Origin of the sequence: Neoroseomonas alkaliterrae (genome assembly GCF_014199195.1) — a bacterium.
Taxonomy (GTDB): domain Bacteria; phylum Pseudomonadota; class Alphaproteobacteria; order Acetobacterales; family Acetobacteraceae; genus Neoroseomonas; species Neoroseomonas alkaliterrae.
The window spans coordinates 84,997-103,476 of record NZ_JACIJE010000009.1 but is presented as its reverse complement, the minus strand read 5'-3'; the positions used below and the strand labels follow the sequence as shown (position 1 = coordinate 103,476).

The 18,480-nt window shown below is 72.6% G+C and carries 16 protein-coding genes; 8 read left to right on the top strand and 8 right to left on the bottom strand.

All coding sequences use genetic code 11. The annotated features are described in order from the left end of the window. Nucleotides 1-34 precede the first annotated feature (34 nt). The gene (locus tag FHS88_RS15650) at nt 35-1,042 is read left to right on the top strand and encodes a Bug family tripartite tricarboxylate transporter substrate binding protein (protein ID WP_184486405.1); all 1,008 of its coding nucleotides are present in this window, start codon (nt 35-37) and stop codon (nt 1,040-1,042) included. Between the two features lie 6 nt (nt 1,043-1,048). Here the strand turns inward: FHS88_RS15650 and FHS88_RS15645 are convergent, their stop codons facing one another. The 8 genes from FHS88_RS15645 to FHS88_RS15610 all read right to left on the bottom strand — a co-directional run bounded on the left by FHS88_RS15645 (nt 1,049) and on the right by FHS88_RS15610 (nt 9,153). Continuing rightward, nucleotides 1,049-2,425 (bottom strand): sigma 54-interacting transcriptional regulator, encoded by a 1,377-nt coding sequence (locus FHS88_RS15645; protein ID WP_184486404.1) that lies wholly within the window; start codon nt 2,423-2,425, stop codon nt 1,049-1,051. A gap of 5 nt (nt 2,426-2,430) precedes the next feature. Continuing rightward, nucleotides 2,431-2,700 (bottom strand): hypothetical protein, encoded by a 270-nt coding sequence (locus FHS88_RS15640; protein WP_184486403.1) that lies wholly within the window; start codon nt 2,698-2,700, stop codon nt 2,431-2,433. A 1-nt stretch (nt 2,701) separates the two neighbouring features. Further along, nucleotides 2,702-3,643: a protein-methionine-sulfoxide reductase catalytic subunit MsrP gene (gene msrP / locus FHS88_RS15635; RefSeq protein ID WP_184486402.1), complete on the bottom strand. Its 942-nt coding sequence runs from the start codon at nt 3,641-3,643 to the stop codon at nt 2,702-2,704. A gap of 64 nt (nt 3,644-3,707) precedes the next feature. Then, on the bottom strand, nt 3,708-5,159 hold the full coding sequence (locus FHS88_RS15630; protein WP_338146606.1) for a glycosyltransferase family 39 protein: 1,452 nt from the start codon (nt 5,157-5,159) through the stop codon (nt 3,708-3,710). After that, the gene (locus FHS88_RS15625) at nt 5,156-6,259 is read right to left on the bottom strand and encodes a glycosyltransferase (protein ID WP_184486401.1); all 1,104 of its coding nucleotides are present in this window, start codon (nt 6,257-6,259) and stop codon (nt 5,156-5,158) included. Before FHS88_RS15625 ends, FHS88_RS15630 begins: the two co-directional genes overlap by 4 nt. Before the next feature lie 58 nt (nt 6,260-6,317). Then, on the bottom strand, nt 6,318-7,883 hold the full coding sequence (locus FHS88_RS15620; protein ID WP_184486400.1) for an EAL domain-containing protein: 1,566 nt from the start codon (nt 7,881-7,883) through the stop codon (nt 6,318-6,320). A gap of 66 nt (nt 7,884-7,949) precedes the next feature. Then, nucleotides 7,950-8,417 carry a YybH family protein gene (locus FHS88_RS15615; RefSeq protein ID WP_184486399.1) on the bottom strand — a complete coding sequence of 156 codons (468 nt, stop codon included), beginning with the start codon at nt 8,415-8,417 and terminating at the stop codon, nt 7,950-7,952. Between the two features lie 55 nt (nt 8,418-8,472). Further along, nucleotides 8,473-9,153 (bottom strand): NIPSNAP family protein, encoded by a 681-nt coding sequence (locus tag FHS88_RS15610; RefSeq protein WP_184486398.1) that lies wholly within the window; start codon nt 9,151-9,153, stop codon nt 8,473-8,475. Nucleotides 9,154-9,357: 204 nt separating this feature from the next. On the opposite strand from FHS88_RS15610, the gene fabI reads away from it, so the two are divergent. The 7 genes from fabI (at nt 9,358) to FHS88_RS15575 (ending at nt 18,480) form a co-directional block, all read left to right on the top strand. Further along, nucleotides 9,358-10,185: an enoyl-ACP reductase FabI gene (gene fabI, locus FHS88_RS15605; protein ID WP_456306794.1), complete on the top strand. Its 828-nt coding sequence runs from the start codon at nt 9,358-9,360 to the stop codon at nt 10,183-10,185. 73 nt (nt 10,186-10,258) lie between these two features. Continuing rightward, a complete protein-coding gene (locus tag FHS88_RS15600; protein WP_338146605.1) occupies nt 10,259-11,677 on the top strand; it encodes a bifunctional enoyl-CoA hydratase/phosphate acetyltransferase in 1,419 nt (472 codons plus the stop codon). Further along, nucleotides 11,674-12,882, top strand: coding sequence for an acetate/propionate family kinase (locus FHS88_RS15595; protein ID WP_338146604.1), 1,209 nt, complete (start codon nt 11,674-11,676; stop codon nt 12,880-12,882). Before FHS88_RS15600 ends, FHS88_RS15595 begins: the two co-directional genes overlap by 4 nt. Nucleotides 12,883-12,931: 49 nt before the next feature. After that, nucleotides 12,932-15,238: a DUF3141 domain-containing protein gene (locus tag FHS88_RS15590; protein ID WP_184486397.1), complete on the top strand. Its 2,307-nt coding sequence runs from the start codon at nt 12,932-12,934 to the stop codon at nt 15,236-15,238. Nucleotides 15,239-15,316: 78 nt separating this feature from the next. Next, nucleotides 15,317-16,237 carry a hypothetical protein gene (locus FHS88_RS15585; protein ID WP_184486396.1) on the top strand — a complete coding sequence of 307 codons (921 nt, stop codon included), beginning with the start codon at nt 15,317-15,319 and terminating at the stop codon, nt 16,235-16,237. Beyond that, complete coding sequence (locus FHS88_RS15580) at nt 16,234-17,451, top strand: adenylate/guanylate cyclase domain-containing protein (protein ID WP_184486395.1); 1,218 nt, start codon at nt 16,234-16,236, stop codon at nt 17,449-17,451. Before FHS88_RS15585 ends, FHS88_RS15580 begins: the two co-directional genes overlap by 4 nt. Before the next feature lie 6 nt (nt 17,452-17,457). Beyond that, on the top strand, nt 17,458-18,480 hold the full coding sequence (locus tag FHS88_RS15575) for a patatin-like phospholipase family protein (RefSeq protein ID WP_184486394.1): 1,023 nt from the start codon (nt 17,458-17,460) through the stop codon (nt 18,478-18,480).

Here is an 18,480-nt window from a genome sequence, read left to right as displayed (position 1 = left end):
CCGCGCCCTTCCCTTTCCTGCCGGAGCGCCCCGCATGAGCCGCCCTCTCCCGCTCGCCCGCCGCGCCCTGATGGGCGGCGCCGCAGCCCTTCTCGCCGCGCCGGTGGTCGCGCAGCCGCTCGCCGGCGGGCGGACGGTGCGGGTCATCGTCCCCTTCCCGCCCGGCGGCGCGGTGGACATCACCTCGCGCCTGCTCGCGGACCGGCTGGGCCCGGTCCTCGGCCAGACCGTGGTGGTGGAGAACCGCGCCGGCGCCGGCGGTCTGATCGGCGCCGACGCCATCGCCAAGGGCGATCGGGACGGCACGGTGATCGGCCTCGTCAGCGCGACCACCTATTGCGCCATGCCCTTCATGCATGCGCGCATGCCCTTCGACCCCCTGCGCGACCTGACGCCGGTGACGCAATTGACCGACGGCGTGCTGCTCTGCGTGGTGAACGCGCAGACCGCGCAGGCCCGGGGCTGGACCGATTTCCGCTCGCTGATCCAGTGGTCCCGCGCCAATCCCGAGCAGCTCCGCATGGGCTCCTCCGGCACCGGCACCTCGTCGCATCTGAACATCGCGGCGATCAACCGCTTCGCCGAGGCGAGGATCCTGCACGTGCCCTATCGCGGCGGCGGGCCGGCCATCAACGACCTCCTCGCCGGCACCATCGACATGATGTTCGACGTGATGCCGGCGCTGATGCCGCATGTGGAGGCGGGGCGCTTCAAGGCCTTCGCGGTCTCCTCGGGCGATCCCATCCCGCTGCTGCCGCAGGTGCCGGGCATGAAGTCCTTCGCCGATCTCGGCCTCGCCCAGCACGAGCTGATCAACTGGAATGTGCTCAGCACCGCCGGCGGCACGCCCGCCCCGGTGGTGCAGCGGATCTTCGAGGCCGTGCGCACCGTGAGCCAGCAGCGCGAGTTCATCGAGCGTCTGCGCCCCCTCGGCTACGGCATCGTCCTGAGCGAAAGCCCCGAGGCGGCCGCGCGCATGATTCGCGGCGAGGTGCCGCGCTGGCAGCGCATGGTGGAACTCTCCGGCGCGCGGATCGAATAGCGCGGCCTATCCGCGCCGCGCCCAGGCCTCCCGCTTGCGGTAGAGCGTCGAGGGGCTGACGCCGAGGAAGGCGGCGGCCTTGGGGATGTTCCCGCCGCACAGGCGGATCGCCTCCTCGATCGCGTCGCGCTCGACCTCCGCAAGAGGGCGGATGCGCCGCGCGGGGTCGGCCGGGCGCGCGGGCGGCGCGGGCGCGGCGCCCTCGGCAGCGCCGCCATGCACGCTGACCGGCAGCATCGCCGCCGTCAGCGCCTCCCCGTCATGCAGCACGACGGCGGTGCGGATCGCGTTCTCGAGTTCGCGCACATTGCCCGGCCAGCGATGGGCGCGCAGCAGCGCGAGCGCATCCGGCGCGAAGCGGAGGAAGCGCTTGCCCTCCTCGGCGGCGCTGCGGGCAAGGAAGGCTTCGGCCAGCAGCACGACATCCTCCCCGCGCTCGCGCAGCGGCGGCAGCGCCACCGGCACCACGTGCAGGCGGTAGTAGAGATCCTCGCGGAACCGCCCGGCCTTCACCTCGGCCAGCGGGTCGCGGTTGGTGGCGCAGACGAAGCGCACATCGGTGGAGACGGGGCGCGTGGCCCCGACCGGGACGAAACTGCCGGTCTGGATGAAGCGCAGCAGCTTGCCCTGCAGCGCGAGATCCATCTCGCAGATCTCGTCGAGGAAGAGCGTGCCGCCATCGGCCGCGCGGGCCGCGCCGGGCCGGTCGGACACCGCCCCGGTGAAGGCGCCGCGGACATGGCCGAAGATCTCGCTCTCGATCAGGTCCTTCGGGATGGCGGCGCAGTTGAGCGGGACGAAGGGCCCCTCGCGCCGGGGCGAGAGGGCATGCACCGCCTCGGCCGCCAGTTCCTTGCCGGTGCCGCTCTCGCCCGTCACGAACACGGTCGCGCGGGAGGCGGCGGCGTTCTCGATGATGCGATAGACGGCCTGCATGGCCGGGGCGGCGCCGATGAATCCGGCGAAGCCCGCGCGGGGGGCGCCGGCGGCCAGCGTCTCCACCTCGCGCCGCAGGGCCGCGCGTTCGAGGACATTGGCCAGGGTGACGACCAGGCGCTCGGCCGGGAAGGGCTTGACCAGGAAATCCGCCGCACCCGCGCGCATGGCGGCCACCGCGTTGCCGACCGAGCCATGCGCGGTCATGACCACCACGGGCGGCGGATTCGCGCCGCGCCGGATCTCCGCCAGCAGGTCGAGCCCATCGCCGTCGGGCAGGCGCAGGTCGAGCAGCACGGCGTCGGGCGTGGCCTCCGCGAGCGCCCGGCGGGCCTCGGCGAGGTTCGGCGCATGGCGGATGGCATGCCCCTCCCCGCGCAGGAACTCGCGATAGAGGGTGGCGAGCGACAGCGTGTCCTCGACCAGCAGAAGCCGGGCCGGCGGCACGCGGTTCAGCCCTTGCCGGGCCGCAGGGCGCTGATGAGGACGAAGAGCGTGCCGAGCGCCACGGGGATGACCCAGGCCGGGAGCTGGAGCAGCGGCACGAAGATCGAATCCCACAGCGCGGGCGAGAGGTTGCGCTGCACCCCGGCCTGGAAACTGTTCAGCGCGCCGGGGTTGATGTTGAACAGCATGGCGCCGAACGACCAGCCATAGCCGAAGGCCAGCGCGATGAGCAGCGCCGCCGAATAGAGCACGAGGGCGATGGTCTTCAGAACCATGTCATGCCCAAAGTCGCTCGTTCCGCAGCCCGGTGTAAAGGGCCGCGACGAATTCGCCGTAGCCGTTGAAGATCTGGGTCGGAACCCGCGCATTGGTGCCGAGCACGCGCTCGCTCGCCTGGCTCCAGCGCGGATGGGGCACTTCGGGGTTCACATTGGCCCAGAAACCATATTCCTGGGGCTGGACCCTCTCCCAGAAGGAGACGGGCCGGCGGTCGGTCAGGGTGATGCGGACGATGCTCTTGCCGGCCTTGAAGCCGTATTTCCAGGGCTGGTGGAAGCGGATGGGGCCGCCATTCTGCGGCGGCAGCGGCTTGCCATAGGCGCCGACCACCATGAAGGAAAGCTCGTTGGCGGCCTCCTCGATGGTGCAGCCCTCGATATAGGGCCAGGGATACCAGGACTGGCGCAGGCCGGGCATCACGGCCGGGATGGCGGCGGTCTCGAACACCACATACCGGGCCGAGCCGAGCGGCCGGACGGCATCGAGCAGCGCGGAGAGCGGGAACCCGGTCCAGGGGACCACCATGGACCAGGCCTCCACGCAGCGCAGGCGATAGACCCGCTCCTCGAGCGGCATGAAGCGGAGCAGGTCCTCGATGCCGAACTCGCGCGGGGACTCGACCATGCCCTCGACCTTCACGGTCCAGGGCCGCTGCGGCAGGCGCTGGGCGGCGCGGCTGATCGTCTTGTGACTGCCGAACTCGTAGAAGTTGTTGAAGCTTGTCGCCTCTCGCTCATCGGTTATGTCGCGGCCGGGCGCGTAGCGCGTGTTGCGCATCGCCGGCGGCAGGGCCGGGGGCGCGCCCTGGGCGAGCGCCGTGGCGGGCGCGGCCAGAAGCCCCGCGCCGAGGGCCAAGCCGCGCCGTCGGCCGAGAACCAGCGCTTCGGGCGTGACGCGGCTCTCCGGGATCTCCCAGCCGCGCGGAATGCGGATCGGCATCGTCTCTCCTCCGGTATCCGGTGCAGATCGGGCGCCGCGCGCCGGGGTCAAGCGGGACCGGCCGTCACGGGCGCGGCAGCACCGCGGCGGGGGGCTGGCCGGGCGCCGTCCGCACGCGGAACAGCCGGTAGGCTTCGGCCTCGATGCCGCCGCGGCTGCGGACGAGCCTGCCCTCCGCACCCCCCAGGGCCTCGGCGCCCGGCCACAGGGGCGGGCCCTCGCCGCGCCTCTCGCTGCGGATCAGCAGGCCGCTCGCACCGATGGGCGGCGGGGCGAGGCGGAAATAGGCCCAGCGCGGGTCCATCGCCACCACCATCCGCCCCGGCGGCAGGCTGAAGGCCAGGATGGCGGCGAGGCCGTATTCCTCGGCCGCCACGAAGCCGGCCTCCTCGCGCCGGGCGGATTCCTCGGCCGCGACCACGAAAGCCGGCCAGCCGCCGAGACGCGCGAGCGTCGGGTCGTGCCGGCGGGCGAGCGCGAGCGGCGCCGCCGTCGCCTGCAGATAGACGAAGCCGGTCATCGCGAAGCCGAGCAACAGCGCCGGCACGCGCAGGCGCCGCCAGCCCGGCGCGGTGAGCAGCGCCGCCGCCCCGATCGCCGCCGCCGGATAGAGGATCGCCGGCCAGTTCCCCTGCACGCGGCTGCCGGTCGCCTGCCAGAGGAACAGCGCCGCGCCGGGCAGGGTGAGCGCGGCGATCAGCAGCGCTTCCGCATCCCGCATCCGCCAGGCGTGCCGTGCCGCGGCCGCCGCGCCGGCAACGCAGAGCAGGAAGACCAGCGGGGTGGCGAGGCCGACCTGCCCCCCGAGCAGTTCGCCAAGGAAGCGCAGCGCATCGGCCGCATCGCCGCCGCCGGCACGCCCGCCCTGCTTGGCGAAGGAGGCCCAGCCATGCGCGGCATTCCAGGCGAGCACCGGCGCGAAGAGGGCGAGCGCGATCGTGCCGCCCGCCCAGGGCTCCCAGCGGGTCAGCCAGCGCCGCCCCTGCGCGTGCAGCAGCAGCCAGGCCAGGATGCCGAGGCCGAGCAGCAGGGCGGTATATTTGCTGAGCAGCGCCAGCCCGGCCGCCGCGCCGACGGCGAGCCACCACCGCCCCTCGCCGCTGCGCTGCAGGCGGGCGAGCGCCCAGATCGCGACGGTCCAGAAGAACAGCAGGGACGTGTCCGGCGTCATGGCGACAGCGCCGACGCCGGCCAGCAGCGTGGCGTTGAGCAGCGCCGCCGCCCAGGGGCCGGCGCCGCGCCCGGGGAACAGAATGTCGGTCGCGCGCGCCAGCAGCACCGAGCCGAGGGCGAGCGAGAGCGGCCCCAGCAGCCGCACCCCGAGCGGCGTCTCGCCCGCGATCAGCGTTCCCGCGCGGATGAACAGCGCCACCATCGGCGGGTGGTCGAGGTAGCCGGGCTGGAGGCTGCGCGACCACAGCCAGTAGTAGGCCTCGTCCGGCGCGAGCGGCAGGATCGCGGCCAGAACCAGGCGCAGCGCCGTCAGCGCCAGCAGCGCCGCGAGCCAGAGCCTCACCGCGGCCGCCAGACCAGTGTCGAGGAGACGGCGTAGTTCCACACCACCGTCAGCAGCGCCCCGGCCGTGCCCGCGAGCCCCCAGGAGACGACCCCATCGCGCAGCAGCAGCCCGGCTATGCCGACATTGGCCACCGCCCCGATGCCGCAGACCAGGTAGAACAGCACCAGCCCGCGCAGCAGCGCCGGGCCGCGCAGCCGCCGGTCGCGATAGGTGATGCGGTTGTTGAGCAGGAAGTTCGCCGTCATGGCGACGAAGGTCGCCGACCATTGCGCCGCGTCGAAGCCGAGCGGGCCGAGCCCGTGCAGCAGGCCGAGCGCGGCGAGATGGACGAGAACGCCGACGCCGCCGACCAGCGCGAAGGCGAGGAAGCGCAGCGGCACCATCCCGCCCAGCGCCTTGTCCGCGAGCAGGCCGGCGAATTCGAGCAGCACGGTGGCGTCGAGCTTGCTCTCGCCGGCCTCGCGGCTGCGGAAGGTGTAGGGGATCTCGGCCACGCGCAGCGGCCGCCCGGCCGAGAGAAGGATGTCGAGCAGGATCTTGAAGCCGGTGGCGGTCAGGTTCGGCGCGATGCTGTCGAACAGGGCGCGCGGCATGGCGAAGAAGCCGCTCATCGGGTCCGCGACGCGGACCGGCAGCACGGCATTGGCGAGCGCCGCCCCGCCGTCGGAAACCATGCGCCGGATCGGCGAGAGCCCCTCCCCCTTCGTGCCGCCCTCGACATTGCGGCTGCCGATCGCGATCTCGGCCTCGCCGCTTTCCAGCGCCGCGAGCATGCGCGGCAGGATCGTCTCGTCGTGCTGGAGGTCGCCGTCGATGACCGCGACATAGGGTGCGGCCGTGGAGAGCATGCCCTCGACACAGGCCGAGGCGAGGCCGCGCCGCCCGATCCGGCGGATGCAGCGGATGCGTGGATCGGTCGCGGCGATGGCCTTGGCCCGCTCGGCCGTGCCGTCCGGGCTGTTGTCGTCCACGAAGATCGCTTCCCAGGCGATGCCCGCGAGCGCGGCGTCGAGTTTCGCCACCATCGGGGCGACATTGGCCGCCTCGTTGTAGCAGGGGATCACCACGGCGAGTCGGGGCGTCAGGGGCTCCGTCATGGGTCCGCTTCCTGCGCCGCCCCGCGGCCGAGGGCAAGCGCGGCGAGCGGGGGTGACCTCAGCTCCCGGGCAGGGAGCCAGGCCTGCCGAACAGGTAGCCCTGGCCGAAGGTGACGCCGAGCTCCTGCATCAGCCGGGCCTGGGCCTCGGTCTCGATGCGCTCGGCCACCACCTCGGCGCCGACGGTGCGGGCGAGGTCCACCATGGCGGCGATGAAGCCGCGGTCGCGCTCGCTCTCGGGCGCGTTGCTCACGTAGATGCCGTCCACCTTCACGAAGTCCACGCGGAACAGGCGCAGGTAGCGGAAGGCGGCGGCGCCGGCGCCGAAATCGTCGATGCAGACCGGCAGGCCAAGTCCGCGCAGGGCCTCGACGGTGCGCACGGCCTCGGCCTCGTTCTCGATCTCCGCCGTCTCGGTGATCTCGATCAGCAGGCGGCGGGCGAGGTCGGGCGCGGCTTCCAGCATGGCGACGAGGCGCTCGCGGAAGGGCGGGGATTGCAGCGACAGGCCCGAGAGGTTGCAGGCGATGCGCGCACCGGCCGCCGCGCGGGCGGCCTCGCAGGCCGTCTCGACCACCGCCCAGTCGAGGGTCTCGGACAGGCCGACCGTCTCGGCGAGGGCGATGAACTCCGAAGCCTGGTCGTAGGGATTGCCGGGCGTGGCGATGGGCCGGAGCAGCGCCTCGTAGTGGTGCGCCTTGCGGTCCGCGAGCAGGACGATCGGCTGGAAGGCGAGGCGGAAGCGGCGTTCGGCGATGGTGCGCCGGAGCGCGGCCGCGCGCTCCCCCGCGCTGGCGACGAACCCGGCGAGGCCGCCCGAGAAGCCCGCCTTCTCGAGCGCCGCATCCCCGCCGCGGGCGAAGGCCGAGAGGGCGAAGCGCAGCGCGCGGCTGGCCTGGACCGGGCTCAGCCCCTCCGAACTGAGCGGGACGGCGCGCGTGCCGACCTCCCCGGGCAGTCCGTGCTGGGCGAGCAGCAGCGCCACATGGCCTGCGAGTGCGGCGAGATCGGGCATACCCTCCCCTGGCAGCACGCCGAACCGGCCCGAGCCGAGGTCGGCCGCGATGGCGCCGCTGCCGGCGCGCGAGGCGAGCGTCTCCTGGATCCGGGCGGCGAGGTCGGCGCGCGGGTTCAGCCCGCCGCCATCCCCGCGCAACTCGATCAGGCCGACGGCGCCCTGGCCCTCCTCGCCGCGCAGCATCTCCTCCGCGGCGCGGCTGAGGCCGGGGCCGCCGGGCAGCGGCCCGCCGGGGAGGTCGGCCGGCAGGGGGGCGAAGGTCAGGCAGTAGCGCCCATGCCCCCCGGGCGCGGCAAGGCCCGCGACGCTGAAGGGCGAGCGCGCGGCATCGGCGAGGCGGATCGCCGTCGGGCGGATGCGGCCGGTGGCGCCGAGCAGTTCCAGCGCCGTGCCCATGCCCGAGCGCAGGTCCCGCGCGACCAGCCGGTGCACAGGCTGGCCGAGGAAGCTCCGCCCCGGGCGGCCGAAGCGGGCGGGGAAGGCGCCCTCGGCGAAGGTGATGCGCCCGGAGGGGTCGGTCTCAACCAGCAGTTCGGCCGCGGCGAAGGCGAAGGTCAGGAAGCGGTCCGCGGCGCTGACGGCGGGGGGGCGTACGGTTTCCTGCATGATCCTTCCGTCGGCGGGCAGGCGCATCCTCGCCGACGGGGGCTTAAGCGGAGGTGAAGCCGCGGATCAGCGGGCCTTGACCGGCCGGTTGCCGTGGCTGTCCTGCGGCACGCCGCGGCCGAGCGACATGTGGCTGTGCACGCCCACCCAGCGCCCGTCCGGCTGCTTCTGCAGCACGATGGTGGCGCGGCCGGGCCGGTCGAACTCGCTGCCATCGGGGTTCCAGCCGATGCTGGTCCAGGGGGTGACCGCAACCGCCATGGCGCCGTCGGCCGAGGCCAGCACCTCGGTATTGGCGAGGTCGAAGCGGAACTCCTTGGTGCGCGGCCAGACATTCGACCACTGCGTGTCCGTCCAGGCGAGGCGCGAGCGCACCAGCTCCTGGTAGGTGCCGAAGATCACGATGTCGTCGTGCCAGAACGGGTAGGCCGACCTGAAGTCCACCTCCCGCACGCAGGCGGCGAAGCGGTCGAGCCAGTCGAGGATCTCGGCGCGGGTCGCGGCATCGGCCGCGGGAATGGGAAGGTTGCTCATGCCGGCTGCCCCTGCTGGGCCGCGGCGCGGGCGCTGCGGCCCGCGCCGGGCGACATCACTTCACGACCGAGAAGGCGGTCGGCTTCAGCGCCATCACGGTCTGCTGCTTGAGGGCGCCCATCTCGCCCACCTTGCGCATGAACTCCTGCCATTGCGGGTCGGCGGCCATGGCAGCGCGGCGGCGGTCGCGGTCCCCGAAGCCTTCATAGAGCCAGCAGAACACCACCTGGTTGATCGGGCCGATCTCGGTCACGCCGAACATCAGCAGCTGGCCGAGCAGGCGCTTCTGGATCGGCAGGCCGATCTCCTCATAGGCCTTGAGCCAGAGCGGCATCTTGCCCGGGTGGAAGTCGTAGGTGCGGTGGTCCACGACCATGCCGGTGCCGCCGATCTCGCGCCTGAAGGCGAAGCCCTTGGCGGACTGGATGGGCGAGAAGGCGGTCGGCTTCAGGAACTTCACCTCCTGCGACATGATGCAGCCGGCCGAGAGCTTCTTGAACTCGGCCCATTGCGGGTCGGCCTCGCGCGCCGCCAGGCCCGCGTCGCGGGTGTCGATGTCGTCCCAGCCGCGCATGAAGACGAAGCGGTTGATGGTGCCGACCTCGACCGTGAAGGTCCCGAATGAGGGCGCGCCCAGCGTGCGCACCGAGGCAGGGAAGCCGTGGCTGCCGAAGGCCTCGATCCATTGCGGCTGCTTGCCGGGATGGAAGGTGTACTGGCGGTGCTCGATGTACATCGCGTGTCCTCTGCTGGCGGGGCGCGAACCATCATCCCTGCGCGCGCGGCGCGCAACCCGGGCGCGGGGCCGGAGCGGCGCCGGAAGGCCCTGCTGCATTGCAACAGAAATGCGCTGGCCGGGCGAGGCTGATCTGTCCTAGGTCAAGGACGGGTGCGCCGTCCGCATGGCACCCGGCCCCGGCTTCCGCGGCGGAGAGCGATCGTGACAGCAGAACGACGGCCCCTCGACCCCCTGCCGACAGTCTGGGACCCCGACAGCCGGGTCGGCGACATGCTGAAGGGCAAGCGCGGGCTGGTCGTCGGCATCGCGAATGCCGATTCCATCGCCTATGGCTGCGCGGTGAAGCTGCGCGCCTTCGGGGCCGAGCTGGCCGTCACCTACCTGAACGAGAAGGCCGAGCGGCATGTCCGGCCGCTGGCCGAGCAGATGCAGGCCGCCATCATCGCGCCGCTCGACGTGCAGAAGCCGGGCGAGCTCGAGGCCGTCTTCGCGCGCATCGCGGAGGAATGGGGCCGGCTCGACTTCGTGATCCACTCGATCGCCTTCGCCCCGCGCGAGGACCTGCACGGCCGCGTGGTGGACTGCAGCGCCGAGGGCTTCGCCCAGGCGATGCATGTCTCCTGCTGGTCCTTCCTGCGCATGGCGAAACTGGCGGAGCCGCTGATGACCGAGGGCGGCGTGCTGGTCACCATGTCCTACTACGGCGCCGACAAGGTCGTGGGGAACTACAACATCATGGGCCCGGTGAAGGCGGCGCTGGAGGCCTCGGTCCGCTACCTCGCCGACGAGCTGGGCGAGAAGGGCATCCGGGTCTTCGCCGTCTCTCCCGGCCCGCTCAAGACGCGCGCGGCAAGCGGCATCGCGCAGTTCGACGAGCTCGTGCAGATGGCGCGGCAGCGCGCGCCGCAGCACCGGCTGGTGGACATCGCGGAGGTCGGGCGCGTGGTGGCGTTCCTGGTGGGCGGCGCCTCCTCCGGCATGACCGGCGACACGATCTACGTGGACGCCGGGCTGCACAACGTGGCGTGACGGCGATGCGCGACCGCCCCCGCCCCGCCGCCTTCCCGCCGCCCCATCCCGCGACACAGCCGGAGACGCGCCCGTGACCCTGACCGCCCCTGCCCTCATCGGCCGCACCTGGGAGGAGATCGAGGAAGGCGAGAGCGCGAGCCTCACCCGCGTCTGCACCGCCAACGACCTGATCGTCTTCGCCCATGCCTCCGGCAACCTGAACCCGGTCAATCTGCCGGGCGAGGCGGAGCAGGAGACCGGACGCAACGCGATCGCGCCGGGCATGTGGTGCGCCTCGCTGTTCTCGGCCGTGATGGGCAACCGGCTGCCGGGGCCGGGCTCGGTCTATCGCTACCAGGATGTGCGCTTCCACGCCCGCGTGGAGGCCGGGGACGCGGTGATCGCGACCGTGAGGGTGCGCGAGAAGCTGCCCGGCAACCTGCTGGTGATGGACTGCCGGCTCGAGAAGCAGGACGGCGCGCTGGTCGCGGACGGCACGGCGGAGATCAGCCCGCCGCTGAGCCGGCTGGTGACGGATGGCGTCGCCATCCCCGAACTGACGCTGCTGCCGCGGGGGAAGTTCTCGCGCCTGCTGGAGGCCTGCCGCGGACTGCCCGCCATGCCGACCGCCGTCGCCGCGCCGACGGATGCGAACTCGCTCGGCGGCGCGTGGGAAGCGACGAAGGAGGGCCTGATCGAGCCGATCCTGGTCGGTCCCGAGACGCTGATCCGCCGCGCGGCGGAGGAGATCGGCTGGAACCTCGCCGGCGCGCGCATCGAGGCCGTGGCGAGCGAGCACGACGCGCCGGCGCGCTGCGTCGCCATGGTGCATGAAGGCCGCGCCGAGGCGGTGATGAAGGGCAACATCCATTCCGACGAGGTGCTGCGCCACGTCACCAAATCCGACGGCGGGCTGCGCGCCGGCCGCCGGGTCAGCCATGCCTTCGTGCTCGACATCCCCGGCCACGAAAGGCTGATGATCATCACCGACGCCGCCATCAACATCCTGCCGGACCTGATGACCAAGGCGGACATCACGCAGAACGCGATCGACCTCGCCCGCGCGATCGGCATCGAGGAGCCGCGCGTCGGCATCCTCTCGGCGCTCGAGACGATCAACCCGGCCATCCCCTCGACCATCGACGCGGCGGTGCTCGCGAAGATGGCCGAGCGCGGGCAGATCAAGGGCGGGCTGGTGGACGGGCCGCTCGCCATGGACAACGCCGTGGACCTCGAGGCGGCGCGCACCAAGGGGATCCATTCGAGCGTCGCCGGCCGCGCCGACGTGCTGGTCGCGCCGAATCTCGAGGCGGGGAACATGCTGGCCAAGCAGCTCGTCTTCCTCTCGCAGGCGGATACGGGCGGGCTGGTGCTCGGCGCGAAGGTGCCGGTGATGCTGACCTCGCGCGCCGATGACGAGCATGCGCGGCTGATGTCCTCCGCCCTCGCGGTGCTGTACGGGCATTGGCGGCGCACGGGCCGCTCGCGCCTCGCGGAGCTGGCGGCGTGATCGCGCCGGGCGATGCGGTGCTGGTGCTCAATGCCGGCTCCTCCTCGATCAAGTTCGAGCTGTTCGAGGTGCGGGCCGAGGCAGCGCCCATCGCGCGCTTCGCCGGGCAGGTCGAGGGCATCGGGGCGGCGCCGCGGTTCACGGCCAGGGATGCCGCGGGCCGCCGGCTCGCCGAGCGCGACTGGGCGGAGGGCGGCGCGCCCGACAGCCACCGCGCGGCGCTCGCCGCCATCATCGCCTGGCTCGATGGCGTGCTGGAAGGACGGCGCGTCGCCGCGGTCGGGCATCGCGTGGTGCATGGCGGGCCCGATCTCGCCGCGCCTGTGGTCGTGGATGGCGCGGTGATGGAGCGGCTTCGCGCCCTCGCCCCCCTCGCGCCCCTGCACCAGCCACACAACCTTTCGGGCATCGCGGCGGCGGCCGAGCGCTTTCCCGGCATCCCGCAGGTCGCCTGCTTCGACACCGCCTTCCACCGCGCCCATCCCTGGGAGGCCGACACCTTCGCCCTGCCCCCCGAGTTCTACGAGCGCGGCATCCGGCGCTACGGCTTCCACGGCCTGTCCTACGAATACATCGCGCGCAGCCTCGAACAGCACGAGCCGGAACTGGCCGCCGGTCGCGTGGTCGTCGCCCATCTCGGCAACGGGGCCTCGCTCTGCGCCATGCGCGCGGGCCGCAGCGTGGACAGCACCATGGGTTTCACCGCGCTCGATGGCGTGCCGATGGGCACGCGCAGCGGCCAGATCGACCCGGGCGTGCTGCTTCACCTCATCATGACCGAGGGCATGGCGCCCGAGGCCGTCCAGGCGCTGCTCTACGGCAATGCGGGGCTCAAGGGCATGTCGGGCATCAGCCAGGATGTCCGCGACCTCGAGGCCAGCGACGATCCCCGCGCGGCGCGGGCGCTCTCGCACTTCGCCTGGCGCGTGCGCCGGGAGATCGGGGCGCTTTCCGCGGTGCTCGGCGGCATCGAGGCGCTCGTCTTCACCGCCGGTATCGGGGAGAATGCGCGGGGCCTGCGGGCGCGGATCTGCGACGGGCTCGGCTTCCTCGGCATCGCGATCGACCCTGTGCGCAACGCCGCGAATGAGCGGGAGATCTCCCCGCCCGGCGCTGGCGTGCGCGTCCTGGTCCTGCCGACGGACGAGGAGGCGATGATCGCCCGTCACGTCGTCGGATTGTTGCGGCGCAGCATTTCATCTTGAAGTGCCTGCCCCCGAGGCGCACAAGGATCGCGACCGAGGATACCGAGCCATGCCGAAGACGCCCGCCCTGCCGACTCGCGAAGTGCTGGAGAAGGCAAGCGAGACTGCGACCCGCGTGCTGGACCAGGTGCGCGACCTGACCGATGTGGTCGGGCGCCATGCCGCGGCGCTGCTGCCCGCCCCGCTCTCCGCCGAGGCCGTCGGGCGGATGCGCGAGACCGCCGCGGCCTTCGCCCGCACGCCCGCGACGCTCGCCCAGGACGCGCAGGCCTATGCGGTGGATGCCGTGCAGCGCTGGGTGATGTTCTGGGACGTGATGCGCGAGGCGGGCAACAACTTCGTCGCCCACGAGCAGGCCGGCTGCCCGCCCGTGCTGGTCTTCGACTACGACACTGTGGTGGATGGCCGCAGCCTCGCCCGGCCGGTGAACTATGCGCTGGTGCGCATCCGCCCGCCCGAGGACTACCCGCCGACCGACCCGAAGCTGCGGCCCTTCGTCATCATCGACCCGCGCGCGGGGCACGGCGCGGGCATCGGCGGCTTCAAGTCGGACAGCCAGGTGGGCGTGGCGCTGCGCCGCGGGCATCCGGTCTATTTCGTGATCTTCTTCCGCGAACCGGAGAAGGGGCAGACGATCCTCGACGTCACGGCGGCGGAGGCGACCTTCCTCGCCCGCATCGCCAAGGACCATCCGGACGCGCCGAAGCCGGTGGTGATCGGCAACTGCCAGGGCGGATGGGCGACGATGATGCTCGGCGCCGCCGCGCCGGAGATGGTCGGCGCGCTGGTGCTCAACGGCGCGCCGCTGTCCTACTGGGCCGGCGAGAAGGGGCGCAACCCGATGCGCTACCTGGGCGGCCTCGCCGGAGGCGGCTGGCCGGCCTCGCTGATGGCCGACCTCGGCAACGGCAAGTTCGACGGCGCCTCGCTGGTGGCGAACTTCGAGAGCCTTTCGCCCGGCAACACCTGGTTCCGCAAGTATTTCGACCTCTACGCCAAGGTGGACACCGAGGCCGAGCGCTTCCTCGAGTTCGAGCGCTGGTGGGGCGGCTACTTCCTGATGACGCGGGACGAGATCCGCTGGATCGTGGACAACCTCTTCATCGGCAACCGCTTCTCCTCGGGCACCATCGCCTCGGGCGGCGGCGAGACGTTCAACATGCGCGAGGTGCGCGCGCCGGTGATCGTCTTCGCCTCCGCGGGCGACAACATCACGCCCGTGGGCCAGGCGCTGCGCTGGATCGCCGATGTCTATCGCGACGAGCAGGAGATCAAGGCGCTCGGCCAGACCATCGTCTACCTGCTGCACGACCAGATCGGGCATCTCGGCATCTTCGTCTCGGGCGCGGTGGCGAAGAAGGAGCACACCGAGATCGCGACGACGCTCGAGATGATCGAAGCCGTCGCGCCGGGCCTCTACGAGATGAAGATCACCGGCCACGAGGGCAGCGGCGCGAACGAGGAGTGGCAGGTCGAACTCGTCGAGCGGAAGATCGCCGACATCCGCGCGCTCTCGGGCGAGGCCAGCAACGAGGCCTTCCCCGCGGTCGCCAAGATCTCGGAGATGAACCAGCACCTCTATGACGTGCTGGTTTCGCCGCTGGTGCGCCAGTTCGCCACCGAGGCGGGCGCCGAAGCCCGCCGGCAGGCGAGCCCCATGCGCATGCGGCGCTATGCCTTCAGCGACATGAACCCGTTCATGATGCCGGTGCGCGCGATGGCGGCGATGGCGCGCCAGCACCGCGCCCCCGCCGCGCCGGACAATCCCTTCCTCGCGCTGGAGAAGGCCTGGGCGGACGGCGTCGAGCGCGGCATCGACGCCTGGCGCGACGCCCGCGACGCCTGGATCGAGACCGCCTTCCACGCGATCTATGGCGGCCTCGCCGCCATCGGCGTGACCGGCGACGACGGCGCGGCCGAGGCCGAGGCCGCGCGGCGCTCCCTCGCCATCGAGCCCGCCCATCTGCCCGAGGCGCGCGCGAAGGTGGCCGAGGGTGGCTATGCCGAGGCGGTGATCCGCATGATGATCCTGCTGGCCGATGCGCGCGGCGGCGTGCGGCGCTCGCGCCTCGCGCGCTCGAACGCGCTGCTGACGACGGAACCACCCTTCGCCGGCATGCCGCCCTCCGCCCGCCAGGCGATGATCCGCGAGCAGACCATGATCGTGACGCTGCTGCGCGAGGAGGCCCTCGCCGCCCTGCCCGCGCTGCTGCCGACGGCGGCGGACCGCCGCAAGGCCCTGGCCGCAGTGGAGCACGTCGCGGGGCCGGACGAGGAACTCGGCGAGAAGGCGCGCGAGATGATCGTCCGCATGCGCGAGGTGCTCGGCCTCGGCCCCAAGGCCGCGGTCGCCTGACGCCGCGCCGCGCAGGTCGCTGGTGCCAGGCTGATCGCATCTGCTCTAGGATGACGACGGACGTCCTCGAAGGAGGCCATGGCGCCATCCGCCGTGCCGGACAGGGAAGTGCTCGCGCTGGCGCTCGCCGGGCGCCCGCCGCGCGAGGTGCTGCGCGCCGCCGAACATGACCTGATGGCGAGGCGCGCCGCGCCACCGGATGTGGCGGGATGCTGCGCGGAGGCCCTGGCCCTGGTCGCTGGCGAACACGCCGAGGATGCGCCGATGCGGGCGACCGCGCTGGCCATCGCCCGGGCGGTGGAGCGCCACGGCGCCGGCTTCCCGCCCGGGAAGGAGCCGCCCTACCACGACCGCCACCATCAGGCCGAGGCCACCCTCGCCATGGCCTGGCTTGCCGGCTTCGCGCATGCGCGCGGATGGCTCGATCGCCGCACGGCCCTGCTGGCCGTCGCCGCCATGGCCGGGCACGACCTGCTGCATGACGGCTCGGCCGGCGGGCCGCGCGGCGTCCTCGAGGAACGCTCGGTCGAGGCCGCGGCGGCGATCGGGCGCGCCCATGGGCTGGATGAGGCGGGCATCGCGCAGATCGCGCGCATCATCCGTGCCACCACCTGGCCCTGGGCGGAGGCCGATGCGCCGGACCTCGCCTGCCGCCTCGCGCGGGAAGCCGACCTCTTCGGCAGCATCCTGCCCTGCCTGGGGCCGAGGCTGGCGCGGCGGCTCGCGGTCGAGCTCGCCATGGCGGGCCAGCCGGATGCCGATGCGGTGGCGAGCCATGCCTCACGGCTTGGCCTGCTGCGCCAGATTCAGGAGCCGAGCCCGGCGGCAACCGCGCTCGGCCTCGGCTGGGCGCGTGAGCGGCAGATCGCGGCCTATGCAGCCGTCGCGCAACGCCTCGGCGCGCAGCCTCCGCTGCCGGAGGCCGGCGCCGCTGCCCTCGATGCCATGGACGAGGCGGATGCGGCGGCGCTGCTCGCCCATGCCGCGGCGGCGGCATGACGACGGCGCGGCGCGGCCCGCCGCTCGCGGCGCTGCTGATCGGGATCGTCGCGCTCGCCGCGCTCCCCGCGCTCGGCGCGCTGCTCGTCGCGGCCATGAGCGGCGAGGTCGGCGCGGCGGCATGGGCGCTCGCGGCGGGCGGCACGGTGCTCGGCGCGGCCGCGGCGGCCTGGCTCGCGGCGCGGCTTGGCGGGCGGCTGCACGGGCTCGCGCGCGAGGTCGAGCGGATCAGGCGCCTGGATCTCGACGCCCCCGCGCAGCGCGGCGGCGTGACGGCGGAGATCGCCGCGCTCGACGAGGCGATGGAGGGCATGAAGGGCGCGCTGAGGACCTTCAGCGTCTATGTGCCGCGCGATCTGGTGCGCAAGCTGACCGCCGAGGGGGCGGAGGTGAAGCTCGGCGGCGAGCGGCGCCGCCTGACCGTGATGTTCAGCGACGTGCAGGGTTTCACCACCATCGCGGAACCGATGGACCCGGAGGAGCTGATGCAGGTCACATCCGCCTATTTCCAGGCGGTGACCGACGACCTGCTCGCCCACCACGCGACCATCGACAAGTACATCGGAGACGCGGTTATGGCGCTGTGGAACGCGCCGAAGCGCGACCTCGCGCACGCCATGCACGGCTGCCGCGCCGCGCTGCACGCGCGCGCCCTGACGCTGCGGCTGGAGGAGGAGTTCGCCGCGCGCGGCTGGCCGCGCCTGCACACGCGCTTCGGGCTGCACAGCGGCGAGGCGGTGGTGGGCAATGTCGGCTCCTCGGACCGGATGGCCTTCACGGCCATCGGCTCGATGGTGAACATCGCCTCGCGGCTCGAGGGCATGAACAAGATGTACGGCACGCAGATCCTGGTCTCGGAGCAGACGCGGCTCGGCGCGGGCAACGCCTTCGTCTTCCGCCCGGTGGACCTGGTGCTGGCCAAGGGCGCGCAGGATCCGCTCGAGGTCCATGAGCTGGTGGGCCTGACCTTCGCGCAGGATCCGAAGGAGGCGGCGCTGGTCGCCCCCCCGGCGGTGGTCGCGCGCCTGCCCGCCTGGGGCGAGGCGATCCGCCGCTATCGCGCCGGGCAGTTCGGCCATGCACGGGAGGCGCTGCGCGAGGCCGGGGACCCGCGCGAGGATCCGCTCGTCGCCGCCTATGCGGAGCGGCTCGCGCGCTTCCCGGACGGGCCGCCGCCCGGCTGGTCCCCGGTGACGCGGCTGGACAGCAAGTAGGGCGGGATGGGCACGGCGAACCGCAAGCCGATCAAGCTGGCGCTGCAGGGCGGCGGCTCGCACGGCGCCTTCACCTGGGGCGTGCTGGACCGCCTCCTGGCCGACGGTCGGCTCGAGATCGAGGCCGTGGTCGGCACCAGCGCCGGCGCGATGAACGCGGCGGTGCTCGTGGACGGGCTGATCGCGGGCGGGGCGGAGGAGGCGCGGCGGCGGCTCGACGCCTTCTGGGAGGGCGTGGGCGCGATGGCGGCCTTCTCGCCCCTGCAGCCGACGCCGCTCGACCTGATGTTCAGCGCGGGGAACATGGATTTCTCCCCGCTCTGGCGCATCGCCGACGTGATGACGCGGCAGTTCTCGCCCTACGAGCTGAACCCGGCCAACCTCAATCCGCTGCGCGAGCACCTCGAACGCCTGGTGGATTTCGCGCGGCTGCGCAGCGCGGCCGGCCCGGCCCTCTATGCCTGCGCGACGAACGTGCTGACGGGCCGGCTGCGTGTCTTCGAGCGGGCGGAGATGAGCGTGGAGGCGGTGCTCGCCTCGGCCTGCGTGCCGCTGCTGCATCACGCCGTCGAGGTCGGCGGCGAGCACTACTGGGACGGCGGCTATTGCGGCAATCCGCCGATCTTCCCGCTGATCTACATGGGCGGCGCGCCCGACATCCTGATCGTGCAGCTCAACCCCATCAACATCCCCGAGGTGCCGCGCGACATCCGCGCCATCGTGGACCGCATGAACACCCTCGCCTTCAACTCCTCCCTGATGCGCGAGATGCGGATGATCCGCTTCGTGACGGACCTGATCGACCAGGGGCAGTTGCCGAGGGAAAAGCACCTGCGCTGCTTCATCCATACGGTGGATGCGGAGGAGGAACTCGCCGCCTTCAACGCGAGCTCCAAGATGAACGCGAGCATCGGCTTCCTGCGCCACCTGCGCGCGCTGGGCGCGGCGCGTGCCGAGGCGTTCCTCGATGCGCATTTCGAGGCGATCGGGCAGCGCTCCTCGACGGATGTGGTCGCGAAGTTCCTGTAG